A 24,794-nucleotide genomic window follows, 5' to 3' on the forward strand; every position below is an offset into this window, starting at 1 on the left:
AGTTTACATGAGAAAAATTCGAATAATGTTAAAAATATTAACAAAATAAGAATAAGAATTGATTCTTGAGATATAACAAGATATACTGAGTACAGGTGAATGGAGCTGAAAGGAGATGTGATAGAGATGAAATACGTTGTTCGGCTTTTGGGAATAGAAATCAACAACATAAAAAACGTGATACATGGTGAAATTGAAATGCCCCAAAATAAAAAGGGAAGCATTTTAGGAATCTATGGAGCTAATGGATCTGGAAAAACAGTAGTTGTAGACTGTATGGTATTGCTGAAATATCTTCTTTCCGGACGTCAGATCCCGGCGAATTTTTATTACTATATAAATGAAGCAAGTGGTACCTCCACTGTAAAGTATCGCTTTGAACTAAAAATCGAAGAAAAATGCTATCTGGTAGAATATGAAATTGAACTGCAGAAAAACGGTAAAAAGAGCTTCTGCATCAGCAAAGAAAAATTCAGCCAGAGAGAAATGTCCGAAGGAAAACGGATCACACCTGTTTTTGATTACCAAAAAGGCAGGAAAGAGCTTTTTCGTCCGGTGAAATTGTATGAGCGTTTTTCTAAGGATATCCAGAATGTTATTGCACTTGGAGTCGCAGAGCAGGCAACACAGAACTATAATGAGGAAAAGGGTGTTCCGGAGGTAAGTTCCTTTTTATTTTCAAGAAAAGCACAGGAAGTCTTTGAAAAAGCTGAAGGTGAGGCTGCATTGCTTTCTCTACTGAGTCAGTGTTTTCAGAAATATGGAATTTATGATCTTGCTGTTGTTGAAAACGCGCAATACGGTTATTTATCCTTAAATCTGGAAAATATGCCCGTTAATATTGACTGGCCGGATACGATACCAAAAAAAGGCGAAAGCATCTTCTTACGCTTCACAGATATAAATGTGGTGCCAAAAGAAGTTTTTCCTTATGTAGCAAATACGATCAAGCAGATCAATATTGTAATAAAATCATTAATACCTGAGATCAATATAGAAATTTATAATGCGTTTGATAAGCTATTGAAGGAAGGAAAAGACGGAGTGCAGTTTGAAATCATTGCCATGCGTGGAGAGAACCGGATTCCGCTTTTGTATGAATCCGCAGGAATAAAGAAGCTGATTTCTATTTGCAGTAATTTAGTTGCCTGCTATAACAGAGAGTCTTATTGCCTTGTGGTAGACGAGCTGGATTCTGGTATTTATGAGTATTTGCTGGGAGAATGCCTAGAAGTTATGCAGGATAAAGCTAAAGGACAATTGATCTTTACATCACATAACTTACGCCCATTGGAAATCCTTGAAAACGATGCTCTGCTTTATACGACTGTGAATCCTGAGAATTGCTATATAAAATCTACTTATATCAAAAATACGCAAAATACCCGGTTATCTTATTTGCGGACAATCAAGCTTGGCGGGCAAAAAGAAAAGCTCTACAATGAAACAAATATATATGAGATGGAGCTTGCTATGAGGCGGGCAGGAAGGATACGTGCTAATGACTAAAAAAGTTATTCTGTTTCTTGTAGAAGGGCCGACGGATGAAGATGCACTGGCTGTTATATTTACGAAACTGGTAAACGATCATGAACGAAATATTTTGATGCACATATAGAGGCAAAAAATAAGGATCGGCTGATCCGTAGAAATCTAAGCAAGAGAAAGATTGTATATTCTTTGTATAACCGGAAAACTGTGGCAGGATTTCCCTACGAGATCTACTATTTTTCCAGAAATATGGAACATGTGCTGCATGACCGGGCAGAAAATCTGACTGATGATGAAAAGGAAGATCTGGCATTTGACATCGCAGACCAATATACAGATCAGCTGGAAAAATTCCTGGAATATTTACATGACGATGGTTTTTATGTATGTGGTACTTATAAAGATACCTGGGAATTTATCATGGATGGAAATAATTCACTGAATCGTTATTGCAGTTATTGCAATGTGGCTGTCTTTTTTGAACAGCTGGAAATTGGGTAAAACTGGTAAAAAAAATCCGTTGACTTTTACCGTATTCTTCCATTGTAAAATTTTTTGCTGATCCGAAAAACGGAACTTTGGGAAACAAATAAACCACCTGCTATGCGGGTGGTTGTAGTTATCCTGCTTTTCGGAGCATTTATGGGAACATGGATGAAAGACAAAACTTTTGCTTTCCTAGATGGGAAGTTTGCGAAAAACGAGCCCCATGATTTTATTTAAATGCTTGCAGAAATTTAATGGAAAATTTCTAAGAAATATAACATTTTAATTTTCAGGTCTTTCTGGATGGACAGGAACAATAATGGTCTATCCGGGAAGGCCTTTTTTTACTGCAGGAATGTTGTAAAACGGAACTTTTGATGGAAATACGATTGCAGAAAAATAAAAAAATGTTAGTTCTGGCTATCATGTCCAGTATGCCGAAAATCATTTGGAGAAGGCGAAGGACGTGTTTATGAAAGTGATGAATATCCTCTAGATTTATATAGCCCAGTGGAAGGAAAAATAGAAATTAAACTGAGTTGATAAAAAAATATAAAAAAAAAAATTGACAATTATATTCTACAGTTGTAGAATATAATTAACTTCTACAGATGTAGAAAATAAAACTCTAGGAGAATCCACGATGAAGACAAAATTTATGACACTTATGACGGTAGCAACACTTGGGATTTTTTCAGCTGCAACGGTTATGGCAGCAGGAAATAACGATTTCTATACACAGCCGCCGGCTGGATCTGAATGGGAAAAAGCAGATACTGAAGGTACCTATGCAAGCTATACGAACGGAAATGATTATGTAAATATCTATAAATATTCGCTGGAGGATGTCAAAACAGGGATTGCCAAATGCAATGACACATACGATGCCTGCTATCAGACAATTTATTCAGAGGGAAATAGCCTGTATATGGCAGTGGGATATGCAAAAGATGCAGATGACATCAGTGACGTCAGAAAATTTGTAGAATATATTTCTTATCCCGGAAATCCTTCGCTTACCAGACAGGAGAATGAAAACCAGACCGATGATTCTTCTGATGATTCTGATAAGGCAACTACAGATACTGCCAGTCAGAAGTCAGGAGGAGATTCAGATATCCTTACTACCTCACCAATGACATTAGTTGACAGTGATGGAAATACCATTGAGATTAATTACATTCTTCACAAAGATTATTCTTGTGAATATCGTGGAGATGATGGAATGAACTATACCGATAATGGGGATGAAACTTATACCGACGAAAATGGAAATACCTACTCAGCTCTGAATGATGACACTCATCATCTGGGATATACGTTGGAACAGCATGACCTTCAGGATGCAAACGGTAATACTGTGACGGTTACGGAAACTACAAATGGTGATTATTATTTCCAGGACAGAAAATGGTACAGGATTTACGGACAACGGAGACGGGACATGGAGTGATGAAAATGGCAGCAGTTATACAGAAATAGACTGATAGTGGTCAGTAGCTGCAGGAATGGCAAGGGCATTTGCAAATTGTGCAAAAGCCCTTGCCATTTCCGTGAACCGTGGTAAAATAGAATTATTCCTACATTTGTAGAAAATATGTAACAGGAGGTATGAAAAAGTGAAAAAAACTTACCAGAGACTTCCGGAATCAGAGTTGGATATTATGCTCGTTCTTTGGAATAATACTCCGCCAATGACCAGACCGGAGATTGAAAAAGTGATCAATACGAAGAAAAAGCTTGCATCAACAACAATTTTGTCATTGCTGACCAGATTGGAGAACAAAAATTTCGTGGAAGTGACGAAACAGGGAAAAATGAATCTGTATACACCCTTGGTTTCGCAGTCAGATTATCAGGCACATGAAAGCCAGAGTGTTCTTGAGAAACTTTATGGGAATTCACTAAAAAAGTTTGTAACTTCACTTTATCATGGAAAGAAGATCAGCTCGGAAGAAGTCCAGGATCTCAGTGAATTTCTTAAGAACCTGGAGGACAGGGAGGAATAGCAAATTATGGAGGTTCTTGTTCTGCACATTCTGAAACTGAATATTATTGCAGCAATAGTAATTTTACTGGTAAAAGTGCTTGCGACTCTGTTTAAAGGACGTGTATCAGCGAGATGGAAGTACTTTATCTGGCTGTTGATTACGATAAGCCTTTGTGTTCCGGTGCGCCTTCCGGCGAATCTGGCACTGGTGGATTTCAAAGTACTTAGAAGCAGTCAACAGAATACGCAAAACCCGAAGATAACGGATTACGCAGTCAGACCAGAGGAAAGTCAGAAGATAACAGAAACCGTATCATCTGCGAGCAATGACATGAAAAATCTGACAGAAATCCCGGAACAAAAGAGAACTGTCAGGTACGAATCAGATAAATGGCTGGGAATTGTGGCTGTGATTTTTGTTGCTGTCTGGCTGAGCGTAGCGGTACTTAAACTGACAGGAGAATTGCTGGCATATTATTTTTCTATAAGGAATCTGGAACGGATGAGTCTACAGGTAAGTGATACGGTGAGTATTCAGATGTACCGTGCAGCGTGTCAAAAGAAGCACGTACGCAGAATACCGGAGCTCAGGCAAAACGCAGGTCTTACCACACCGCTTCTTGCAGGACTTTTACATACAAAATTGTATCTACCAGCAACCGGGTATTCAGCAGAAGAAAGAAAACTTATCTTTTACCATGAACTTACACATTATTGCCATCGGGATCTCTGGTATAAGATGCTCCTTCGAATCTGTGCATCGATATACTGGTTCAATCCCTTTCTTCTTATCATGCTGAAAGAAGCGGATAAGGATATTGAAAATCTGTGTGATACAGCGGTTGTTCGCAGAGTTAATAAAAAGGAACATAAATTATATCGACAGCTGCTTCTCAGGACAGTGGCCATGGAAAATCAGATTCCATATGTGACAGCAAGTCTTAATGACAGCGAAATGGTGTTTAAAGATCGGATTCTGTATATGGTGAACATTCGGAAACTCCGCAAAGGAATTCTTCCGGGAATTCTTGTGACGCTGCTGCTTGCAGGCGGTAATCTGGTATTTAATGTCTCTGCCGGGACAGATACAGTTTCAGTAGAGACGGAGAAGTCTGGTATTGAAAAAAATGCAGATCCAGAGAAAAATAATGTACCGGATTATGCACCGTTTTCTGAAATGGTAACTATGCAGAAAGCTGCTGAAACACAGGACGAAGGAGGAGTGACAGAGAATACAGATACAGAGGATTCTGTAGACGAAGAGGAAAAAGCGGATGCGGAAACAAATGATGAACCTGCCATGGAAAACAGCGGACAGGTAAGTGAAACGACCGATGATGGAATTACCTCTGACAACAACGGGTCTGTTTCATCTTATGAAAATCTGCCAGCAGGCGTACCATATACCAGTGGATTCACTACTACTTCCGGTGTAGCATCAATTGTAGCACCGGGTGGAGGAGATGAAGAATCCAGAGTTCTTTACGATAACGGAGATGGGACCTATTCTGATTATTATGGGAGCCGATACAGTTATCAGGGAGATGGAAACTGGGCAGATGCTAATGGCAATTCATATCGTACCTGGAATGACGAAGATTATTATTCCGGAAACCAACTGGAACAGCATGAACTCCAGGGCAGTAACGGTACCGTTACTGTAAAAGAAACAACAAACGGAGATTATTACTATTGTGACGCAGATGGGGTCGGATACACAGACAATGGTGATGGCACCTGGACGGATGAGAATGGGAACATCTATACAGAATAAACAAAGAAGCAGGACAATGGGGATGCTACCCAATGCCCTGCTCCTTTGTTTATTCAAAATGAAGTTTCTTAAATCTTTGAAGCCGCAAAATGCTGCAAGCTCTTTCTTTGATTTTGATGTTGTGCAAAAAGCCAAAATCTGTTTGGATACCGTTGATGATTCCGGCTCCTGTCTGTCAGCTAGATTTTCCAATGGGATAAATTTACTGGATTTACGCACAAGGCTGTAACATTCGTTGATTAAGATACGGATTAACCAGGTCCGGGCATAGTTATCGTTTTTTAATGTACCGACGTTGGAAAAAGCCTTCACAATTGTATATGGGTAAGAAGTAAGACAGGTGTATAATGTCAACAGAGGGGAAAGATTTATTTCCTCTATTATTAAAAAAATAAAGTTTATTTGGGGATATTTTGAAAAACTGTACGTCTAATCTATGTAAATGAAAATTGCCGGCCGGCTAAAGAAGGTGGTGTTAAAGTGACCAAAGAAGAATTAGGGACGTTGATTCTCAATTCAGAGAGACAATTGTATTCTACTGCCAAAACAATTTTAATTAACGATCAAGATTGTGCGGATGCTATTCAGGAAACGATTGTTAAGGCATTTTCAAAGATTGGAACTTTGAGAAATGACAAATATGCCAAGACTTGGTTGATTCGTATATTGATCAATGAGTGTTATACTCTTTTGAGAAAGTCGAGTAAACTTGTTTCTTTGGAAGGGATGAGTGAAATGACAGAAATTGAGACAGATCAGAGAACTGACTATAGCGACTTGTACAGAGCCGTAAATTCTTTGAAAGAAGAATTACGAATGCCAGTTATTCTGTACTATATTGAGGATTTCAACATAAAAGAGATTGCGCAGATTCTTGAGATAACCGAGGGAGCAGTTCAAAAAAGACTTGCCAGAGCACGGGGAAAGCTTAAGCGTAATTTACAGGAAAGTGAGGAGTTGACAGTATGAGGTTAGAAGATATGAAAAAAGATATTCCTGAAACTCCGGAGTTCATCCACACGATGATCCAAAGCGAAGTGAAAAAACAGCTACAGGACACGAAGGTGGTTAATATTCAGACAAGGAGAGTGAAAAAATGGACAGGTGCCAGAGTGGCTGCAGCAATAGCCGTATGTGTATTGGCTACATCGACCATAGTCTATGCAGGTACCAAATTATATCATATGTTTTTAGAAAAACAAGGAGCCTACAGTATCGTAACGGGAATTAAGGCGGATGGCAGCACAGGGAAAATTAATCTTCCTGAAAGAATTCATGATATAGATATCTCAGCAGGATATATTCCAGAAGGAATGGAATGGATTGATGAATTTCATCTGGAATATCCTGAGCATGATCGAACCGGAGGATTCAGCTTTGCATCTGTGCTTTTAGACGAGGATGATTTGAGCAAAGTAATGCAAGATAAGAATGTTGTTGACTGTGAGGAACGAACTTTTGGCAATTATGAAGGTGTATATCTTAAATATAATGACCTGGCAGAGGATGGATCTTTTAATCAAAGGATTTACCTTCTTCGCCCAGATGTATATCGTGTAATTACTGTTTATATCGGTGATGATATTTCAAAAGAGGATGCCATTAAAGTGGTAGAAAACCTTGTAATCACTGAAAATGATACAATGATTGAAACCGCTGGTTTGTATACGTGGAGCGAAATGGTATCCCCTGAAGAATCATCGGGAGAAGCAGTGATGACTTCTATTGCAGATAATAAATTGCTAATGCATCAGATTGGTGAAGTGTTTGATATATCAGCATCTGGTGAAGACAGAGATGGCAACTATATTGAAAATGATAAAATTTCAGTTTGTGTTGATGCTGTTCAGGTGGAGGACAATCTGCAGCTGCTTGGTCAGAATAATGTGCCGGAAGAATGGACTGATGCAGTTGGAACTGATGGAAATTTAGTAAATAATACGCTGTCTTATATTAAGTCCGGTAATGGCATTGATTCAGTGGATGAGATTGTAAAAACAGAAAGTGTGAAACAAAAGCTCGTCTATGCGACAGTTACTTATACCAATAAGTCAGATGAAGAAATTAACCATATGCTTTATATTGGTACATTGCTGTTGATGGACCATGAAGATGGATCATATCAAATTTACGATCCGACAGAACAGTCCGGAGATGACTACGATCGTGTTATATGGGATGGTGTTGCACGTACAGCTGAAATGACATACAACAGTATATCAGAGGATTATGGAAATGGAGGAAACTATATTTCTTCATTAAAACCTGGTGAGAGTATACAGGTGAATATGGCATGGATCGTAAATGAGAATGACTTGAATAATATGTATCTGAATCTTAACGGTGATGGAGCTGCATATGAGTTTTCAGATTCAATGTTAAAAACAGGATTGGTGGACATATATCAGTAATGAAAATCTTATTATAGAGAAGAGGCTGTCCGTAGTGGGCAGCTTCTTTTAGATGCAGCGTTCGGTACGGATTGCTTAAAAACATCATTCCAGATGCTATACTCTATCATTAACCTGCCAAACATCAATCTGGGACAGTTGCAGATAATTCTTGCCGCAGCAGGCTTGCTCTCCGTATTAGCAACGGTTAGCTGTACGCTATTCCTGTCTGCGAAGTTTAAAGATACCCTGACGGTTTTACTGATCTCTATTGTGGTTCTTTTCATGCCGCTTTTTGCTTATGTGGCGATGGGAGCAACATGGTTCTCCACCATACTTCCATCTGCCGGAATTGGTATGCAGAACAATTTCCTTTATCAGCTGGCGAATTTCAACTATCTGCATATCGGTGGAATGAGCTTCTGGACACCGTATGGATTTCGGCAGGAATTGAATAACTGTGCGTCGCATTCTCGTTACTTAGTGATGAGTTAGGCGCACTTTTTTTAAAAAACGAGCAGAACAAATGTTTGCAAACACTTCTTGCATATGATATAATATAAACATGGAGAAAAATATGTTTAATATCAATAATAATGAACTTTCATATGGTAGAGGATATGTGTATTCCCTACAGTACCATCTGGTATGGTGCACAAAATATCGGAAAAAGGTTTTAAAAGATGGTATTGATGCAGAATGCAAAGAAATGCTCTGTGATCTTGCAGAAGAATATAAATTTCAGATTCTGGCAATGGAGGTTATGCCGGATCATATCCATCTGCTTGTAGATTGCAGACCACAGTTTTATATCTCTGATATGATCAAGATCATGAAGGGGAACATTGCCCGGCAGATGTTTCTTGCGCATCCAGAACTGAAGAAAGAGCTTTGGGGAGGGCATCTGTGGAATCCATCTTATTGTGCAGTAACGGTGAGTGACAGGAGCAGGGAACAGGTATGTTCTTATATCGAGGGGCAAAAAGAAAAACAGTAACCTGAAAGAATCCGTTTTTTATATTTGTAAGAAAGAGGAAAAAAGATGAGGACAGTATCCAGTTATGGTGTAGAATTGCGAAAACAAAATATCCCGATCCGCCAGACACTGGATATTTATCGTTTCTGCGGTCAGTTGTCTGATTGAGATCTATGCCCAGATATGGGATGAACTGGCAGTGATCACAGAACCTAAAAACCGTTTCAACACGGCAGAACATCTGGTACATACCACCAAAAAGAACCAGGCAAGGTTTGATTTTGACCTGCGTTTTCCAAAGATGCCTTCTTATCTCAGAAGGGCAGCTATCCAGCATGCCCTGGGAAGTGTATCCTCATATAAGACAAGGATGGAACTGTGGAAAAAAACGGATCAGAAAGGCGGCAGGCCGAAGCTGGTGTGTGATAATCATGCCATGCCGGTATTCTACCGAGATGTGATGTATCGTGAGGATACAGAAGAAAAAGATGGAGCGTGCCTGAAACTTTATGATGGTCATGACTGGAAATGGTTCCGGGTCAGCCTCAGCCATACAGATATGGAATATCTAAGAAAGAACTGGGCAGGAAAAAAAGCTGCAGCACCCGTGCTGGAAAAAAGGCATCGTAAATACTTCCTGCGCTTTTCTTATACGGAAGAAGTGCCGCTTACAAAGACACCTGTAAAAGAACAGATCATCTGCAGTGTGGATTTAGGACTCAATACGGATGCAGTCTGTACCATTATGCGGGCAGATGGAACTGTCCTGGGAAGAAAGTTTATTGATTTTCCCAGTGAAAAAGACCGGATGTACCGTGTGCTGGGACGAATAAGCAGGTTCCAGAGGAAACATGGTTCTGCACAGGTGAAAAGCAGATGGGCCTACGCGAAGCGTCTTAACACAGAACTTGGAAGAAAGATTGCAGGTGCAGTCACAGGATATGCAGAAGAAAACCATGTGGATGTGATTGTGTTTGAGTATCTGGAAATAAAAGGAAAGATATCCGGAAGAAAGAAACAGAAGCTGCATCTGTGGAGAAAAAGAGATATCCAGAAAAGATGTGAACATCAGGCGCATCGCAGAGGGATGCGGATTTCCAGAATCTGTGCATGGAATACCAGCAGGCTTGCCTATGATGGGTCAGGAACAGTTGTCCGCGATCCGGGCAATCACAGTTTATGTACATTCCAGAATGGAAAAAGATATAACTGTGATCTTTCAGCGTCCTATAATATTGGAGCAAGATATTTTATACGGGAACTTTTAAAACCCATTCCGGTAACGGAAAGGTCTTTGCTGGAGGCAAAAGTCCCTTCAGTAAAGCGTAGGATCTCATGTGTATATGCGGACTTAAGAGAACTATTTTTAGAAATGGAACTCTTAAGAGCAGCATAAACACAGGCAGATATACAGCGGACTACCTGTGGTGTGGGAACCTGCCATATCTGGCATGGAAAAAAGCGCATGACTGCGCATATCCTAAGTTACAGGCGTATCCGCCGATATTTAGCCTTGTCGCTTAAAGCGGCTGAGGAGCATGTGACTTTAGTCATGTGAGATCCACAAGAAGCAAGGAATCTATACCCATATGCAGTCTGAAGCACATGTACCTTGGTTTCGCGTTGTATTTGAGATGACAGATGGAAGTTTGATGGAATTTCAAATGCAACAGGGAGATTTTCGTGAATTGGAAAAAGGCGATCGAGGTATGCTGACTTATCAGGGAAATCGGTATATATGTTACCAAAAATATAAATTTAAAAGTGAAGCACAGGAGGAAGAAAAATGTTAAGTGAAAGCATTGCAAAACTGGTACAGTATGGAATTACAACAGGTCTGACACCGGAATGTGAAAGAAACTACACAACAAATCTTCTGCTGGACGTTTTTCATGAGGATGACTATGAGAAACCGGACAACATTGAGGAATCTGTTAATCTTGAAGCAACATTGGGTGAATTGCTGGATGAAGCCGTAAAAAGAGGACTGATCGAAGACAGTATTGTATACCGGGATTTATTTGATACCAGATTAATGAACTGTCTGATGCCGCGTCCAGGCCAGGTGCAAAAAGAATTCTGGGATAAATATAAAGAAAGCCCAAAGGAAGCAACCGATTATTTTTATAAACTGAGTCAGGACAGCAATTATATCCGCAGATATCGCGTAGAGAAGGATCAAAAGTGGAAGGTAGACAGTCCATACGGTGAGATTGATATTACCATCAATTTGTCCAAACCGGAAAAAGATCCAAAAGCAATTGCCGCGGCAAGGAATGTAAAATCCGGAAGCTATCCGAAATGTCTTCTTTGCCCGGAAAATGAAGGATATGCGGGACGTGTTAATCATCCGGCAAGGCAGAATCACAGGATTATTCCGATCACAATCAATGATACTCCTTGGGGATTCCAGTATTCTCCGTATGTATATTACAATGAGCATTGTATTGTATTTAATTGCCAGCATACTCCAATGAAAATCGAGAGAAATGCATTCATTAAACTGTTTGATTTTGTAAAACTGTTTCCGCATTATTTCCTTGGATCTAATGCAGATCTGCCGATCGTAGGCGGATCGATCTTAAGCCATGATCATTTCCAGGGTGGACATTATACATTTGCAATGGCAAAAGCACCAATTGAGCAGCACGTGGTACTTTCGGGATTTGAAGATGTAGAGGCTGGAATTGTAAAATGGCCGTTATCTGTACTTCGTATTCGTCATAAAGATTCTAACCGTTTGGTAGATCTGGCAACACATGTGCTGGAAGTATGGAGAGGTTATACTGACGAAGCAGCATTTATTTATGCTGAAACCAATGGAGAGCCTCATAATACAATTACACCAATTGCACGTAAAGTAGGGGATATCTACGAATTGGATCTGACATTAAGAAACAACATTACAACAGAAGAACATCCGCTGGGCGTGTATCATCCGCATGCAGAATATCATCATATTAAGAAAGAAAATATCGGTCTGATCGAAGTTATGGGACTTGCAGTTCTTCCAGCCAGATTAAAAGGTGAGATGGAACTTCTGGAAGAGTATATTCTCGAAGGCAAAGATATTTCTTCAAATGAACAGATTGAGAAACATGCAGAGTGGGTTAAGAAGTTCCTTCCGAAATATCCGGAAATCACAAAAGAAAACATCCATGGCATTCTTCAGAAAGAGATTGGAATCGTATTTACCCATGTTCTGGAAGACGCAGGAGTATACAAATGTACGACCGAGGGAAGAGAAGCATTTATGCGTTTTCTTGAAACATTATAAAAACTGAAATAAAAGGATTTTTGGGAAAATGGGAGGTAAGTGAAACCTCCCATTTTTTTAGGGCAGCTACTCTTAAGAAGCATGGATGCGGGCAGTTGCATTATACGAAAGTATGGAATTGCGGGGATTCCATGGGGAGTTTTATTATGCAGAGAAAGTATATAACAAACTTGTATCCTGGGGATATGTGATTTTCTGGGTATCAGTATTTATTTTGATGAGAACATGCTCAGTCACAGTGCTGCTGGGAAGAATGTTTGTATAGAAAGTGTAGACGAAAATGATAAAATTTGAAAATGTAGTATTTGGATATGGAGAAGAGAAAAATGCCTTGAATTATGTGTCTTTCCATATCAGTGAAGGAGAACAGGTGGGTCTGATCGGAGCCAATGGTGCAGGGAAGTCTACGCTAATGAAGGCAATGCTGGGACTGATCCCTGCAAAGGGAAAGATCACTGTTGATGAAATAGAAGTAAATCAGGAAAATTCAAGTAGAATCTGGCAATGCCTGAGGTATGTGTTTCAGGATTCTGATAATCAGATGTTTATGCCGACGGTTTATGAAGATATGATATTTGGACCATTAAATTATGGTAAGAGCAGAAAAGAAGCAGATCAGCTTGCCAGGGAGGCCTTGGAAGAACTGGACCTTATACATTTGAAAGACCGCCAGAATTATAAGATGTCAGGTGGCGAAAAGAGAATGGCTGCCATAGCCACCATCCTTGCAATGAACCCAAAGGTAATGCTGATGGATGAACCATCAACAGCATTAGACCCAAAGAACCGGAGACGGCTGATACGGATCCTGCAGAAGCTTCCGACAACAAAGATCATTGCAACCCATGATCTGGAGTCTAAGATGACTGCTGCCGATGCTGATATCTATATCTGTTTTGTCAGAATCAAAAAACAGGTTGCTGAATAGGCATAATCTATATTATAATATATTTATAGCTAAGCTCACTTGGAGGTGATAACATGCCATTATTGAAAGAAGAAGCTTATACTATAGATGATATATATGCTTTACCAGATGGAGAAAGAGCAGAACTGATTGATGGTCGTATGTATATGATGGCACCACCAAGCCGAAAGCATCAGCGTATCTCAACAAGACTTGTCAGTATTATTGATCGTTATATTGAAGAACATAAAGGAAAATGCGAGGTCTATGCTGCACCATTTGCTGTTTACTTGGATGAAAGAAGTAATACCTATGTAGAGCCAGATATTTCTGTAATTTGTGATCCAGATAAGCTTGATGATAGAGGATGTAAGGGCGCACCTGATTGGATTATTGAGATTGTGTCACCTGCAAGTAAGAAAATGGACTACCTGTTGAAGCTTCTGAAATATCGTTTCGCAGGTGTTAAGGAATATTGGATTGTTGATCCTGAGAAGAATCGTGTTATAGTATATAATTTTACCGGTGATGAAAGTGTTAATGATTATACCTTACAGGATTTTGTTAAAGTGGGAATCTATGAAGATTTTGTGATTGATTTCGGAAGTATGGAATTATGAGTGATAATATGACAAAACGTGCAAAAGAATATATGAATGCAGATTTCGTATACGAGGATTATAAAAATCTGGCAGAAGCACAGAAAATAGCAGACGTAGAAGATGTGACAGCAATTTCGGAACGATTAATTAAACAGAATATGGAAGCATATAAGGAGCTTGCTAAATGATAATTTTGAATAAAGAACATAGGGAGATTTATTCAAGAGAAGTTACCAGAGAAATACCAAACAGTGAGACTATATCTGCAATTAATGAAGTACAACAGATGAAACAGAATCCTTCTCTAGGAAAATCGTATACAGATATAGACAAAATGATGATAGATTTGACAATATAAAAAGCTTTATTTTCATCGAAGGGAGCATATAGAATGGATTGGAATTTAAAGATTACAGATATGGCAGGTGCTACACCAGAACATTCATCAGTTATTGTCAATTTTGTGGCTGCGGTCAGATATCAGTTAAAAAACAGCACTTGTTATGTTTATTCCGATAATGTACAGTACCGTTTTAAAGATGCTGAGGGAAATAATAAGATAGTCATTCCTGATGCCTCTATAAACTGTCGTACTAAATCCAGGAGAGGGAATACATTTACAGATGCCCCACGCTTTGTTATGGAAGTTTTATCTCCATCAACCGAAAAATATGATCGTACAGAAAAGATGGAATTATATGCGCAACAGGAGATAGAGGAATATTGGATTGTTGATTGGCGTACAAAAACAATAGAGATTTATGAACTGGACTATGATGAGAATGATATTCCCAAATATTATCTCTGGAAAACTATTAGCGAAGAAAACAAGGATGAATTAAGATTGGTTCATTTTCCCAATATTAAGATAACCTTTGAAGATCTGTTTGATGAGATTGACTACTAAGATATAGTATGGAATTGTAGGAGGTGAGTGAATATGCCATTACTTGAAGAGGAATATAGAAAAGAAGAGAAGATCAATGGTGTGATTTATGATATGTCACCGTCACCAAATTATCAGCATGGGATTGTAGATGGTAATATTTATTCCATTATAAAAAGTGGATTAAAAGGAACATTGTGCTTGGTTTTCATGGAGAATCTGGATTATAAATATCATGCACAGGAGAATAATGATTATGTGATACCAGATGTGATGATTATATGTGACCGTAAGCATTTGAAAGGTGGTTCCTATACTGGTACACCCAGATTTATTGTGGAAACTCTTAGTCCTGCGACTGCATTGAGAGATAAGACTGTCAAAAAGGAGCTTTACCAGAATGCAGGAGTTGAGGAATACTGGATCATTTCACCAAGAGAGCGGGCTGTAGAAATCTACTATCTGGAAAATGGTAAATATGATTTGAAATACAGTTACATTCTTCAGGATGATTCAGAAGAAGAACATTATAATGCAGATACAGTGGTGACATTGAAAGACTTTCCGAAAATCTCCATGACATTAGCGGAGATGTTTGAGAACGTAGAATGATCACAATTTAATATGAGCAGTATGAAAGCCCTCGGGAGTTAATCCAAACGAAAAGGAAAATAGTTCTTTTGAATTAATTAAGTGTTATAAAGATAATATTTTAATTGGGATAAAATTAGATAAAGATGGGGACTATTTATATGTTGCAACTATGCATGAAGTACAAGAATCAAAAATAGTAAGACGTTTGCATAGTGGAAGGATTAAGGAAGTTATTACTGAGTGTGAAAGTTACTGTTCACACACCACTGTCCCGCGAGGTGTTTTGGCATGAATATGCCAAAATCCCGAGACATACAAGCCAAAATTCCATTGCCGCAGGCAATCTGGAATGAATTTTGGCTACGTTACTGTGAACGGAGTGAACAGTAACGTGTGAAAAAAACAGCATTGAAAACAGAAAGAATAATCCTGACAAAGAAGAAATTAAATAGTATTTCTTTTTATAGAAAGTGAATATGATAATAACAAGCATAATTATTTTTGAGGTCAGAAAAGGTTCCTGACGCACTCTGAAAAGAGTACCTGAGATGATGGATACACCGCCCATCCAAAAATAATTATGCTTTTATTAAGGATGTAAGAGACTATCGTAATAGGTAGTCTCTTTTCTTATGCAATTTTTTAAAATAATATCATAATATAATAATATACAAGGAGGTTTTACATGTCATATTTTAAAATAAAAGTGACGGCAGATCTTGATACGTCACAAGTAGAAGCGAAACTAATGACTTTGCAAAATAGAAAAATAACGATACAAGCCAATGCGATATTGTGGATTTTAGAATTTGTTTCTTATCTTTCGGTACTCTCTTGGGGAATATCCTTTCAGCTTGTGGAAAAGCCGGCTGAAATAAAGCTGATTATCATACCCGACGATTTTAGAAATTTCATTGATGGAATAGGTTGTTGTTTCAAGTAACATCTGGGCATTGTTAATTCGGATTCCCACAATAAACTGCATTGGTGTAGAACCTGTGTATTTTTTGAAGTTTCGGATAAACCAGCTGACACTCATTCCACGTGAGGCAGCATAATCATCTATGCTAATATTCTGGTTATAATTTTCACTGAAAAAGGTAACTGCGTTATCCATCTCGTGATCCAGGTATTCATTTTTCGAGATATGTTCCCTGGTCAGTTCCCGATGAAAGATGATAAGAAGATGACGGAGCAAAAGGACAAGCATTTCCTCATAATTATCTTGGCAACGCTGAAGCTCGATGATAATACGCTTGAAAATCTGTTCGTATTCCATAGAGGTCCCGACCTGAAATACACGCTCTTTATCCGGGAATCCATATTGCCGTAGGATATTTTTTACATTGTTGCCTGTAAAATGAATCCAGTATACTTCTGTCTTATCTTTTCCATAATATTCATATTTCTGAAGTTCCTTCGGTCTGTACAGTACAATATTACCGGCGGGGACAATCGTTTCGTTATCCACATTGTCAAAATGAAAATGCCCACAACCAGCAGTGATATAGATAATCTGATAATCCAGGCGTCCCTTTGGACGGTAGGTTGGTAACTTTGGATGGCTGGAAAGGCGGTAAGTACCGCAACTTCCTACAACCAGTGGGCGACTTTTGTCTTTGAAATCCATATGGGAGTGGTTTAAATAACCGGTATTCATATACATATGGTAGCACCTCTTTTCCTTTTTTTTTGTTATTGTATCATTTAGTGCATATTTTGTCTAATCCAATTCATAGACATGTTTTGCAGATTAGGATAAGATATATATAGCAAAACAGAGAAGCGTAAACATAAAAGTAAAAGACAAGGTTTGCTGTGGAAAAACAAAGTGCAAAAAAATGTATATGTATTAAAGGAGAGTTATTTATGATTGTACCACGTTATTATGAGGATTTAAGCGTACTGCATGAAAATACAATGCCAGCCAGAGCCTATTTTATTCCGGCATCCAAAAGAATGGATAACCTGGTGGAGCACAGGGAAGAGTCAGACCGAATGCAGTTATTGAACGGAACTTGGAAGTTCCAGTATTTTAACAGTATCTATGATGTTCAGGAACCCTTCTTTGAGAAAGATTATGATACAGAAAATTTTGATGAGATTCAGGTTCCGAGTGTATGGCAGATGGCAGGATATGACACACATCAGTATACAAACATCAGGTATCCGTTCCCATTTGATTCCACCGTATGTACCACAGGATATTCCATGTGGAACATATGCACATACCTTTGTCTATCACAAAGATGAAAATGCACCAAAAGCTTTCTTGAATTTTGAAGGAATAGACAGTTGCTTTTATGTATGGATCAATGGCTCTTATGTAGGGTATAGCCAGGTTTCTCATATGACCAGTGAGTTTGATATCACCGACCTCCTTCGGGACGGAGAGAACAGCATAGCGGTTCTGGTCATGAAGTGGTGTGATGGTTCCTATTTGGAAGATCAGGACAAATTCCGTATGAGTGGTATTTTCCGGGATGTGTACATTTTGAAACGCCCAAAACAGGCAATCAGTGATTATCATATTAAAACAAGAATTGAGGATATGCTTGCGAAAGTAGAAATTGAAATGAAATTCTACTCTCCGTTAAATGTAAAAATTTCGATTGAAGATAGAAACGGAGCAGTTGTAGCACTAGGAAGTATTGCTGAAGAAGGAACAGCTGTATTAGAAATCGCAAGTCCGGAACTTTGGAATACAGAAAATCCATATCTATATAAACTGATTCTTGAAACAGAGAATGAAGTAATTGTAGATCACATTGCATTAAGAAAGATAGAGATTAAAGACCAGGTTATTTATTTAAATGGACAGAAGATTAAATTCCGTGGTGTCAATCGACATGATTCTGATCCGGTTACTGGATTTACAATCAATCTGGAACAGATTACAACCGATCTTACGTTAATGAAGCAGCATAATTTTAATGCGATCCGTTCCAGCCACTATCCGAACGCACCATTTTTCTATGAAATGTGTGACAAGTATGGATTCATGGTAATAGATGAAGCAGATATTGAAGCTCATGGTCCATTTATGATCTACAGAAAAGAAGACACCGATTACAATCGGTTCAAACGATGGAATGAGAAGATTGCAGATGATCCGGTATGGGAAGAGGCAATCGTTGATCGCGTAAAACTCATGGTGGAACGTGACAAAAACCGTTTCTGTATTGTCATGTGGTCAATGGGAAATGAGAGTGCTTATGGCTGCAACTTTGAAAAAGCACTGGAATGGACAAAGAATTTTGATCCAGACCGTATCACACAATATGAGAGTGCAAGATACCGTAATTATGATGAAACATATGATTATAGCAATCTGGATGTGTACAGCCGGATGTACCCAGCGCTTTCCGAAATTCAGGAATATCTGGATAAAGATGGAAGCAAACCCTTCCTTTTGGTAGAGTACTGTCACAGCATGGGAAACGGACCTGGAGATTTTGAAGATTACTTCCAGATGATTCAGGATAATGATAAAATGTGCGGCGGCTTTGTCTGGGAATGGTGTGACCATGCGATTGCTCATGGAACTGCTGAGAATGGAAAGACTATATATGCTTATGGGGGCGACCATGGCGAAGAAATTCATGATGGCAACTTCTGTATGGATGGATTAGTATATCCGGACAGAACGGTACATACAGGACTTTTGGAATACAAGAATGTTTATCGCCCGGCAAGGGTTATTTCCTATGACAAAGAAAGCGGAGAACTGGTGCTTCATAACTACATGGATTTTGATGACTTGAAAGATTATGTGAAGATCAGTTATGAACTGACGCAGGACGGGCTTGTAATCAGCAAAGGTAAACTCCCAGAAGTTTCAGCAGCACCACACAGTGAAGGAAAAATAAACCTTAAAATCAATGTGCCAGAGAGTGGAAAATGTTATTTAAAATTTATTTACCATCTGAAAAAGGAATTGCCACTGTTGGATGAAGACCATATCCTTGGATTTGATGAGATCGAAGTAAGCCAGAAGGATGCCAAATGCCAGTTAGCAGAAAAATGGGTTGAAAAAACAGTGACGGATTCTGAATTACAGGTGAGTGAAGATGATACACAGATTCATATCAAAGGTCGTGAATTCGCATATACAATCGACCGACGGACTGCACTTTTTACAGAGATGAAATTTGCAGGTCGGGAATATCTGAACCACCCGATGGAATTAAATATCTGGAGGGCACCAACAGATAATGATATGTACATCAAGTCTGAATGGAAGAAAGCCCATTATGATAAAGCTTATACAAGAGCTTACACGACAGAGGTCGTGCAGGGAAAGCATGGTGTGAAAATTACAAGCCATGCATCCGTTGTGGCAGAGACAGTACAGAAGATTCTTGATGTGACGATCACATGGAAAATAGAAGCTGCTGGAAAGATTGATGCAGATATTGCAGTAACAAAAGATGATGAATTTCCGGACCTGCCAAGATTTGGTGTGAGGATGTTCCTGGATAAAAAACTTTCAGCTGCACGATACTTTGGAATGGGACCACAGGAAAGCTATTGTGACAAACATCAGGCTGCGAGCCACGGTTTGTATCATGCAAATGTAGATGATTTGCATGAGGATTATATTCGCCCACAGGAAAATGGAAGCCATTATGATTGTGAATATGTAGAGCTTAACAACAGCCGATATGGAATTGTGGTATCTGCGGAAAATGCCTTCTCATTCAATGCTTCTTATTATACGCAGGAAGAACTTGAGAAGAAAACGCATAATTATGAACTGACAGAATCAGATAGTGTAGTATTTTGCGTTGACTACGCATTAAATGGCATTGGTTCTAATAGTTGTGGTCCAGTTGTATTGGATCAGTACCGATTTGATGATGTATTATTCCGGTTCCAGTTTACGCTGATACCGTATGTAAAGGGATAATAAAGTTTCATGTAACTCGTAAACAAAGAAGGATAGTCTGATTGCAATGTAAAGTCCGGATATACAGAGCAATCAGACAAAAACAGAGAAAAAAATATAATTAGACATCATACGGTTAGACATATTGAGATTCTAAGTGCGATGAAGATGAGGAGCAAAGAAATTCGATGGAAGAAAAAAAGTATTTGAAATGGTATAACAAAATTGGATATGGATCAGGTGATATTGCAGGTAATGTAGTCTATGCCTTCCTGACATCTTTCATGATGGTCTATCTGACGGACTCAGTAGGACTTGCTGCAGGTGTCGTAGGTACCCTGATTGCCGTATCAAAACTATTTGATGGTTTTACGGATATATTTTTTGGATCAATGATTGACAAAACACACAGTAAAATGGGAAAAGCGAAGCCATGGATGCTATACGGATACATTGGTTGTGCCATTACGCTGGTCTGCTGCTTTGCAATACCAGTCAGCTTTGGAACAACGGCTAAATACGCATGGTTCTTTATCTCTTATACACTGTTAAATGGTGTGTTTTATACAGCAAACAATATTGCTTACTCAGCACTTACGTCACTGATTACAAAGAACAGCAAAGAGCGTGTGCAGATGGGATCTTACCGTTTTATTTTTGCATTTTCAACAAGTCTTCTGATTCAGGCGATTACAGTTGGATTTGTAGATAAATGTGGTGGAGATGCTGCGGCATGGAGAACGGTTGCTATTATCTATGCAATCATTGGTCTTGTCATAAATACGATTTCAGCACTTTCTGTTAAGGAACTTCCTGAGGAAGAACTTAACGAAGGAGAAGTAAAGGATGATAATGAAAAGTACGGAATGGTACAGGCATTCAAGCTTCTTGTTAAAAACAAATATTACATGATGATTTGTGGAACATATATTTTACAGCAGTTATATGGTGCCATGATTGGAGCTGGCATTTATTACATGACATGGGTACTGAAAAATAAGAATTTGTTTGGACAATTTGCATGGGCAGTTAATATTCCACTGATCATTGCCTTAATTTTTACACCAACCTTAGTTGGTAAGTGGAAAGGTATGTACAAACTGAACTTAAGAGGTTATGTTTTAGCAGTCATTGGTAGAGCACTTGTTGTTATTGCTGGATATATGGGCAGTGTTCCGCTGATGATGGCGTTTACAGCTCTTGCAGCCCTAGGTCAGGGACCATGGCAGGGAGATATGAATGCAGTTATCGCATCCTGCTCTGAATACACTTATCTTACACAGGGAAAGAGAATTGACGGAACGATGTACTCTTGTACTTCTCTTGGCGTAAAAATCGGTGGAGGTATTGGAACCGCTGTTGTTGGATGGATGCTTGAGTTCAGTGGATATGTCGGAACAAATGCAACTCAGCCGCAGTCTGCACTTGATATGATGCAGTTTATGTATCTTTGGCTTCCGTTAATCTTTGATGTATTGATTATGTTTGTACTTTCAAGAATGAATGTAGAAGATGTAAATAAAAAACTGAAAGCAGAAAAAGAAATTGCTGCAGATGAAGTAACAGATGCATCGGACATAAATTAGAATTGACAGGAGAAAGCGTTGTCTGGTCATTGCTCGATGAGACAGTGCTTTTTTCTATATATAAAGTGATTGAACTGTATTTTGAAAATAAAAAAGGACCACTTCATTTTTGTGAAATGGCCTTAAGAAAATATTCAGTTTTCACAAAATAGTCCTTTTAGTATTTATACATGGTAAGGATGCTCAAAATATTCAGTGTAGAATACTAAAAGGTCATTCAGATATTTTTTTAGGTTGCTCATTTGCAATTCCTCCTTTCCTTATTTACAAGTTGATTATAAGATAGGTGTAAAAGGATTGCTTGCCAAATCGAAAGAAGATATAGACAAATGTTGCAAAGGGGAGTATTTCATGCAGTTAAAATATGTTGACACAAAAGAGGAGATCATAGCAATAAATAGGAAGTCAAAACATATTGAACCACATCTTCATAATGCACTGGAGATCGTTTGTGTAACAAGTGGAGCATTAGAATTTGGTGTCGGACAGGAACTATACCATATGGAAAAAGGAGATATAGGCTTTGTATTTCCAGATGTTATTCATCACTATCAGGTACTGACACCCGGTGTAAATAAAGCGACTTATCTGATTGCATCGCCATTTACGATAGCCAAATTTGCAGATATCATGCAATCCATGGCTCCTGAATACCCAATCATCAAAGAGGAAAAGGTTGAACCGGAGGTATATAGGGTTATAAATGCAATTTTAGAGACAGAACAGTCGGATATTACTGTTGCACAGGCATATCTTCAAATTGTGTTGGCACGCTGCATAGGAAAATTAAATTTGGTAGAAAAGAGTAATGTGGGGAGCAACGATCTTATTTACCAGACAGTTTCCTATATATCAGCAAATTTTAAGAAGAAGTTTTCTCTGGAAGAGATGGCAAAAGATCTGGGGGTGAGCAAATATGTTTTATCCAGACTCTTTTCCAAAACATTCCATAGAAACTTTAATCAATATCTTAACGATGCAAGGCTGAACTATGCATGCCATCGTTTGGAAAATACGAGTGATTCTATTACAAACATTTGTCTGGATAGTGGATTTGAAAGTCAGAGAACATTTAACCGAGTATTTAAAGAAAGATATAAAATATCACCGAGTGACTACCGGAGTACATGTCTGAAAGATATGTTGTCATAACATATAGATTAATAAATTCAATAAAAATCTGATTATCAGTCTGAAATAAGTATCTCTGGGTATTATTTATAATATGGGGTAGTGGTTAATTATTATGTCATGTATGAATGGGGAAGAAACAAACGGAGAACTGCTTCAGAAAAAGAAGTAGACAAACCGTAAATAAAGAAGTTAAGAGAGGCTGTTACTTTAGAAACTATTTAAAGAAGTAACAGAAGTCGGGGAAGCGTTAGAAAAGATACAAGAAACATAAATCAATATTGTTCGTTCTATTTTCAGTAACACATTTCGCAATGCGAAAAATAGGTTGCTGAACAGTCGTTGCCTATATTATAATGAAGCTATAGCACCCTGTTAAATAATACATTTGAGAAAGTTCAACTTTCACGCTCTGTTAAGCCGGATCAATATACATTATTTACGAGGAGTGCTACAGGTACAATAAAAAACGGACAAGAGGCAGACTGATATGGAAAATAAACTGGAACATTTAAAAGAATATCTGAAGGGACTTGGCAGTGTAGCAGTTGCTTTTTCAAGTGGAGTGGATTCTACATTCTTATTAAAAGTAGCTCATGATGTGCTGGGTGATAAGGCGATTGCGATTACGGCTCAATCCTGTTCTTTCCCGAAAAGAGAGCTGAATGAAGCGAAGGCATTCTGCGAGAAAGAGGGGATTCAGCATGTGATCTGCCAGTCTGAGGAATTGGAGATTGAAGGATTTTCAAAGAATCCTCCGAACAGATGTTATTTATGTAAAAAAGAACTGTTTGAGAAGATTGGCGATATTGCAAAAAAGAATGGGATTGAATATATTGCAGAGGGATCAAATATGGATGATAACGGCGATTACAGACCAGGTCTGATCGCCGTAAAAGAACTTGGAGTTAAGAGCCCGCTACGTGAGGCGAAGCTGACGAAAGCGGAGATCAGAGAATACTCAAAGGAACTGGGGCTTCCGACTTGGGACAAACAGTCATTTGCCTGTCTGTCCTCCAGGTTTGTCTATGGAGAGACCATCAGTGAGGAAAAGCTTGGAATGGTTGAGAAAGCAGAGCAGCTTTTACTTGACTATGGATTCCATCAGGTACGTGTCCGTATTCACGGTTCACTTGCAAGAATTGAGATCATGCCGGAGGAATTTCCGAAACTTCTGGAAAAAAATGTCCGAGAGGATATTGCAAAGAAATTTAAGGAGTATGGATTCACTTATGTGACCATGGATATTCTGGGATATCGTATGGGAAGTATGAACGAAACACTTGGCGAAAATGATAAAATGACTGCAGATAGCAGCCTTAAGGGTAAAAACGAATGACAGTAAAAGATAGAATAGCAGCACTTCGTGCACGCATGAAAGAGACAGGAATTGATGCATATCTGATTCCTACAGATGATTTTCATGGTTCAGAATATGTAGGTGAATATTTCAAATGCAGAAAATATATCACAGGATTTACCGGTTCTGCAGGCACTGCGGTGATCATGCAGGATATGGCAGGATTATGGACGGATGGACGTTATTTTATCCAGGCTGCAGATCAGCTGGAGGGAACAGGAATTACTTTATTTAAAATGGGTGAACCGGAAGTTCCCACAGTTCATGAATTTCTGAAAAAAAATCTGACACAGGGAAGGTGTCTGGGATTTGACGGACGTACTGTCAGTGCAAAAGAGGCAGCAGAATTGGAGAAAATGCTGGATGAAAACGGTGTGTCTCTCAGTGTTGATCACGATCTGGCAGGCGATATATGGGAAAACCGTCCGGTACTTTCTTGTGAACCGGTTACAGAGC

The 24,794-nt window shown here is 38.7% G+C and carries 23 protein-coding genes and 2 pseudogenes; 24 read left to right on the top strand and 1 reads right to left on the bottom strand.

From position 1 onward, the window contains the following. Positions 1–126: 126 nt before the first annotated feature. The 19 genes and pseudogenes from AC075L_RS12205 to AC075L_RS12295 all read left to right on the top strand — a co-directional run. On the top strand, positions 127–1,509 hold the full coding sequence (locus tag AC075L_RS12205; RefSeq protein WP_118409275.1) for an AAA family ATPase: 1,383 nt from the start codon (positions 127–129) through the stop codon (positions 1,507–1,509). A gap of 171 nt (positions 1,510–1,680) precedes the next feature. Further along, positions 1,681–1,992, top strand: a complete 312-nt coding sequence (locus AC075L_RS12210; protein WP_049896285.1) for a hypothetical protein — start codon at positions 1,681–1,683, stop codon at positions 1,990–1,992. A 628-nt stretch (positions 1,993–2,620) separates the two neighbouring features. After that, positions 2,621–3,430 (top strand): hypothetical protein, encoded by an 810-nt coding sequence (locus AC075L_RS12215; protein WP_476387734.1) that lies wholly within the window; start codon positions 2,621–2,623, stop codon positions 3,428–3,430. A gap of 166 nt (positions 3,431–3,596) precedes the next feature. Then, positions 3,597–3,986, top strand: coding sequence for a BlaI/MecI/CopY family transcriptional regulator (locus AC075L_RS12220; protein WP_008703603.1), 390 nt, complete (start codon positions 3,597–3,599; stop codon positions 3,984–3,986). A gap of 6 nt (positions 3,987–3,992) precedes the next feature. Next, a complete protein-coding gene (locus AC075L_RS12225; RefSeq protein ID WP_008703601.1) occupies positions 3,993–5,741 on the top strand; it encodes a M56 family metallopeptidase in 1,749 nt (582 codons plus the stop codon). Between the two features lie 480 nt (positions 5,742–6,221). Continuing rightward, a complete protein-coding gene (locus AC075L_RS12230; protein WP_008703599.1) occupies positions 6,222–6,710 on the top strand; it encodes a sigma-70 family RNA polymerase sigma factor in 489 nt (162 codons plus the stop codon). Continuing rightward, the gene (locus tag AC075L_RS12235; protein ID WP_008703597.1) at positions 6,707–8,152 is read left to right on the top strand and encodes a hypothetical protein; all 1,446 of its coding nucleotides are present in this window, start codon (positions 6,707–6,709) and stop codon (positions 8,150–8,152) included. Before AC075L_RS12230 ends, AC075L_RS12235 begins: the two co-directional genes overlap by 4 nt. A gap of 93 nt (positions 8,153–8,245) precedes the next feature. After that, positions 8,246–8,626 (top strand): hypothetical protein, encoded by a 381-nt coding sequence (locus tag AC075L_RS12240; RefSeq protein WP_008703595.1) that lies wholly within the window; start codon positions 8,246–8,248, stop codon positions 8,624–8,626. Positions 8,627–8,696: 70 nt separating this feature from the next. Next, positions 8,697–9,128: an IS200/IS605 family transposase gene (tnpA, locus tag AC075L_RS12245; protein ID WP_008703594.1), complete on the top strand. Its 432-nt coding sequence runs from the start codon at positions 8,697–8,699 to the stop codon at positions 9,126–9,128. 178 nt (positions 9,129–9,306) lie between these two features. Next, positions 9,307–10,503: a nuclease/transposase family protein gene (locus tag AC075L_RS12250; RefSeq protein ID WP_476387735.1), complete on the top strand. Its 1,197-nt coding sequence runs from the start codon at positions 9,307–9,309 to the stop codon at positions 10,501–10,503. Between the two features lie 193 nt (positions 10,504–10,696). After that, positions 10,697–10,900, top strand: a complete 204-nt coding sequence (locus AC075L_RS12255) for a DUF2500 family protein (protein WP_008703590.1) — start codon at positions 10,697–10,699, stop codon at positions 10,898–10,900. Next, on the top strand, positions 10,894–12,384 hold the full coding sequence (gene galT, locus AC075L_RS12260) for a UDP-glucose--hexose-1-phosphate uridylyltransferase (RefSeq protein WP_008703588.1): 1,491 nt from the start codon (positions 10,894–10,896) through the stop codon (positions 12,382–12,384). The genes AC075L_RS12255 and galT overlap by 7 nt, the downstream gene beginning before the upstream one ends. A 280-nt stretch (positions 12,385–12,664) precedes the next feature. Beyond that, entirely contained in the window at positions 12,665–13,312 is a 648-nt protein-coding gene (locus AC075L_RS12265) for an energy-coupling factor ABC transporter ATP-binding protein (RefSeq protein WP_008703583.1), read from the top strand. Between the two features lie 53 nt (positions 13,313–13,365). Beyond that, a complete protein-coding gene (locus AC075L_RS12270; RefSeq protein ID WP_008703581.1) occupies positions 13,366–13,911 on the top strand; it encodes a Uma2 family endonuclease in 546 nt (181 codons plus the stop codon). Then, the gene (locus AC075L_RS12275; protein WP_008703580.1) at positions 13,908–14,081 is read left to right on the top strand and encodes a hypothetical protein; all 174 of its coding nucleotides are present in this window, start codon (positions 13,908–13,910) and stop codon (positions 14,079–14,081) included. Before AC075L_RS12270 ends, AC075L_RS12275 begins: the two co-directional genes overlap by 4 nt. Further along, positions 14,078–14,251 (top strand): hypothetical protein, encoded by a 174-nt coding sequence (locus AC075L_RS12280; protein WP_008703579.1) that lies wholly within the window; start codon positions 14,078–14,080, stop codon positions 14,249–14,251. Before AC075L_RS12275 ends, AC075L_RS12280 begins: the two co-directional genes overlap by 4 nt. Positions 14,252–14,284: 33 nt before the next feature. After that, positions 14,285–14,800, top strand: coding sequence for a Uma2 family endonuclease (locus AC075L_RS12285; protein WP_008703578.1), 516 nt, complete (start codon positions 14,285–14,287; stop codon positions 14,798–14,800). A gap of 33 nt (positions 14,801–14,833) precedes the next feature. Next, positions 14,834–15,391 (top strand): Uma2 family endonuclease, encoded by a 558-nt coding sequence (locus AC075L_RS12290; protein ID WP_020993981.1) that lies wholly within the window; start codon positions 14,834–14,836, stop codon positions 15,389–15,391. Positions 15,392–15,437: 46 nt separating this feature from the next. Beyond that, positions 15,438–15,665 (top strand): annotated as a pseudogene (locus tag AC075L_RS12295) (PBECR3 domain-containing polyvalent protein); the annotation flags it as partial. A gap of 510 nt (positions 15,666–16,175) precedes the next feature. Here AC075L_RS12295 and AC075L_RS12300 read toward each other — a convergent pair. Further along, positions 16,176–17,039 carry an AraC family transcriptional regulator gene (locus AC075L_RS12300; protein ID WP_020993980.1) on the bottom strand — a complete coding sequence of 288 codons (864 nt, stop codon included), beginning with the start codon at positions 17,037–17,039 and terminating at the stop codon, positions 16,176–16,178. Positions 17,040–17,242: 203 nt separating this feature from the next. Between AC075L_RS12300 and AC075L_RS12305 the strand changes: the two are divergent. The 5 genes and pseudogenes from AC075L_RS12305 to AC075L_RS12325 form a co-directional block, all read left to right on the top strand. Then, positions 17,243–20,282 (top strand): annotated as a pseudogene (locus AC075L_RS12305) (glycoside hydrolase family 2 TIM barrel-domain containing protein). A 167-nt stretch (positions 20,283–20,449) separates the two neighbouring features. Continuing rightward, positions 20,450–21,847, top strand: a complete 1,398-nt coding sequence (locus tag AC075L_RS12310; protein ID WP_476387736.1) for an MFS transporter — start codon at positions 20,450–20,452, stop codon at positions 21,845–21,847. 351 nt (positions 21,848–22,198) lie between these two features. Continuing rightward, positions 22,199–22,999, top strand: coding sequence for a helix-turn-helix transcriptional regulator (locus tag AC075L_RS12315; protein ID WP_055060005.1), 801 nt, complete (start codon positions 22,199–22,201; stop codon positions 22,997–22,999). Positions 23,000–23,468: 469 nt separating this feature from the next. After that, a complete protein-coding gene (larE, locus tag AC075L_RS12320) occupies positions 23,469–24,317 on the top strand; it encodes an ATP-dependent sacrificial sulfur transferase LarE (protein WP_118409248.1) in 849 nt (282 codons plus the stop codon). After that, positions 24,314–24,794: aminopeptidase P family N-terminal domain-containing protein (locus AC075L_RS12325; protein WP_476387737.1), on the top strand; the 481-nt coding region annotated here is incomplete at its 3' end. The genes larE and AC075L_RS12325, both read left to right, overlap by 4 nt.

Source organism: Blautia sp. ZXY-1-B12 (genome assembly GCF_056339915.1).

Coding starts and splice junctions, on each gene's coding strand:
- AC075L_RS12205 (WP_118409275.1), top strand. CDS start 127: ATGAAATACGTTGTTCGGCTTTTGGGAATAGAAATCAACAACATAAAA.
- AC075L_RS12215 (WP_476387734.1), top strand. CDS start 2,621: ATGAAGACAAAATTTATGACACTTATGACGGTAGCAACACTTGGGATT.
- AC075L_RS12225 (WP_008703601.1), top strand. CDS start 3,993: ATGGAGGTTCTTGTTCTGCACATTCTGAAACTGAATATTATTGCAGCA.
- AC075L_RS12235 (WP_008703597.1), top strand. CDS start 6,707: ATGAGGTTAGAAGATATGAAAAAAGATATTCCTGAAACTCCGGAGTTC.
- AC075L_RS12240 (WP_008703595.1), top strand. CDS start 8,246: ATGCTATACTCTATCATTAACCTGCCAAACATCAATCTGGGACAGTTG.
- tnpA (WP_008703594.1), top strand. CDS start 8,697: ATGGAGAAAAATATGTTTAATATCAATAATAATGAACTTTCATATGGT.
- AC075L_RS12255 (WP_008703590.1), top strand. CDS start 10,697: ATGCAGTCTGAAGCACATGTACCTTGGTTTCGCGTTGTATTTGAGATG.
- galT (WP_008703588.1), top strand. CDS start 10,894: ATGTTAAGTGAAAGCATTGCAAAACTGGTACAGTATGGAATTACAACA.
- AC075L_RS12265 (WP_008703583.1), top strand. CDS start 12,665: ATGATAAAATTTGAAAATGTAGTATTTGGATATGGAGAAGAGAAAAAT.
- AC075L_RS12270 (WP_008703581.1), top strand. CDS start 13,366: ATGCCATTATTGAAAGAAGAAGCTTATACTATAGATGATATATATGCT.
- AC075L_RS12275 (WP_008703580.1), top strand. CDS start 13,908: ATGAGTGATAATATGACAAAACGTGCAAAAGAATATATGAATGCAGAT.
- AC075L_RS12280 (WP_008703579.1), top strand. CDS start 14,078: ATGATAATTTTGAATAAAGAACATAGGGAGATTTATTCAAGAGAAGTT.
- AC075L_RS12285 (WP_008703578.1), top strand. CDS start 14,285: ATGGATTGGAATTTAAAGATTACAGATATGGCAGGTGCTACACCAGAA.
- AC075L_RS12290 (WP_020993981.1), top strand. CDS start 14,834: ATGCCATTACTTGAAGAGGAATATAGAAAAGAAGAGAAGATCAATGGT.
- AC075L_RS12300 (WP_020993980.1), bottom strand. CDS start 17,039: ATGTATATGAATACCGGTTATTTAAACCACTCCCATATGGATTTCAAA.
- AC075L_RS12310 (WP_476387736.1), top strand. CDS start 20,450: ATGGAAGAAAAAAAGTATTTGAAATGGTATAACAAAATTGGATATGGA.
- AC075L_RS12315 (WP_055060005.1), top strand. CDS start 22,199: ATGCAGTTAAAATATGTTGACACAAAAGAGGAGATCATAGCAATAAAT.
- larE (WP_118409248.1), top strand. CDS start 23,469: ATGGAAAATAAACTGGAACATTTAAAAGAATATCTGAAGGGACTTGGC.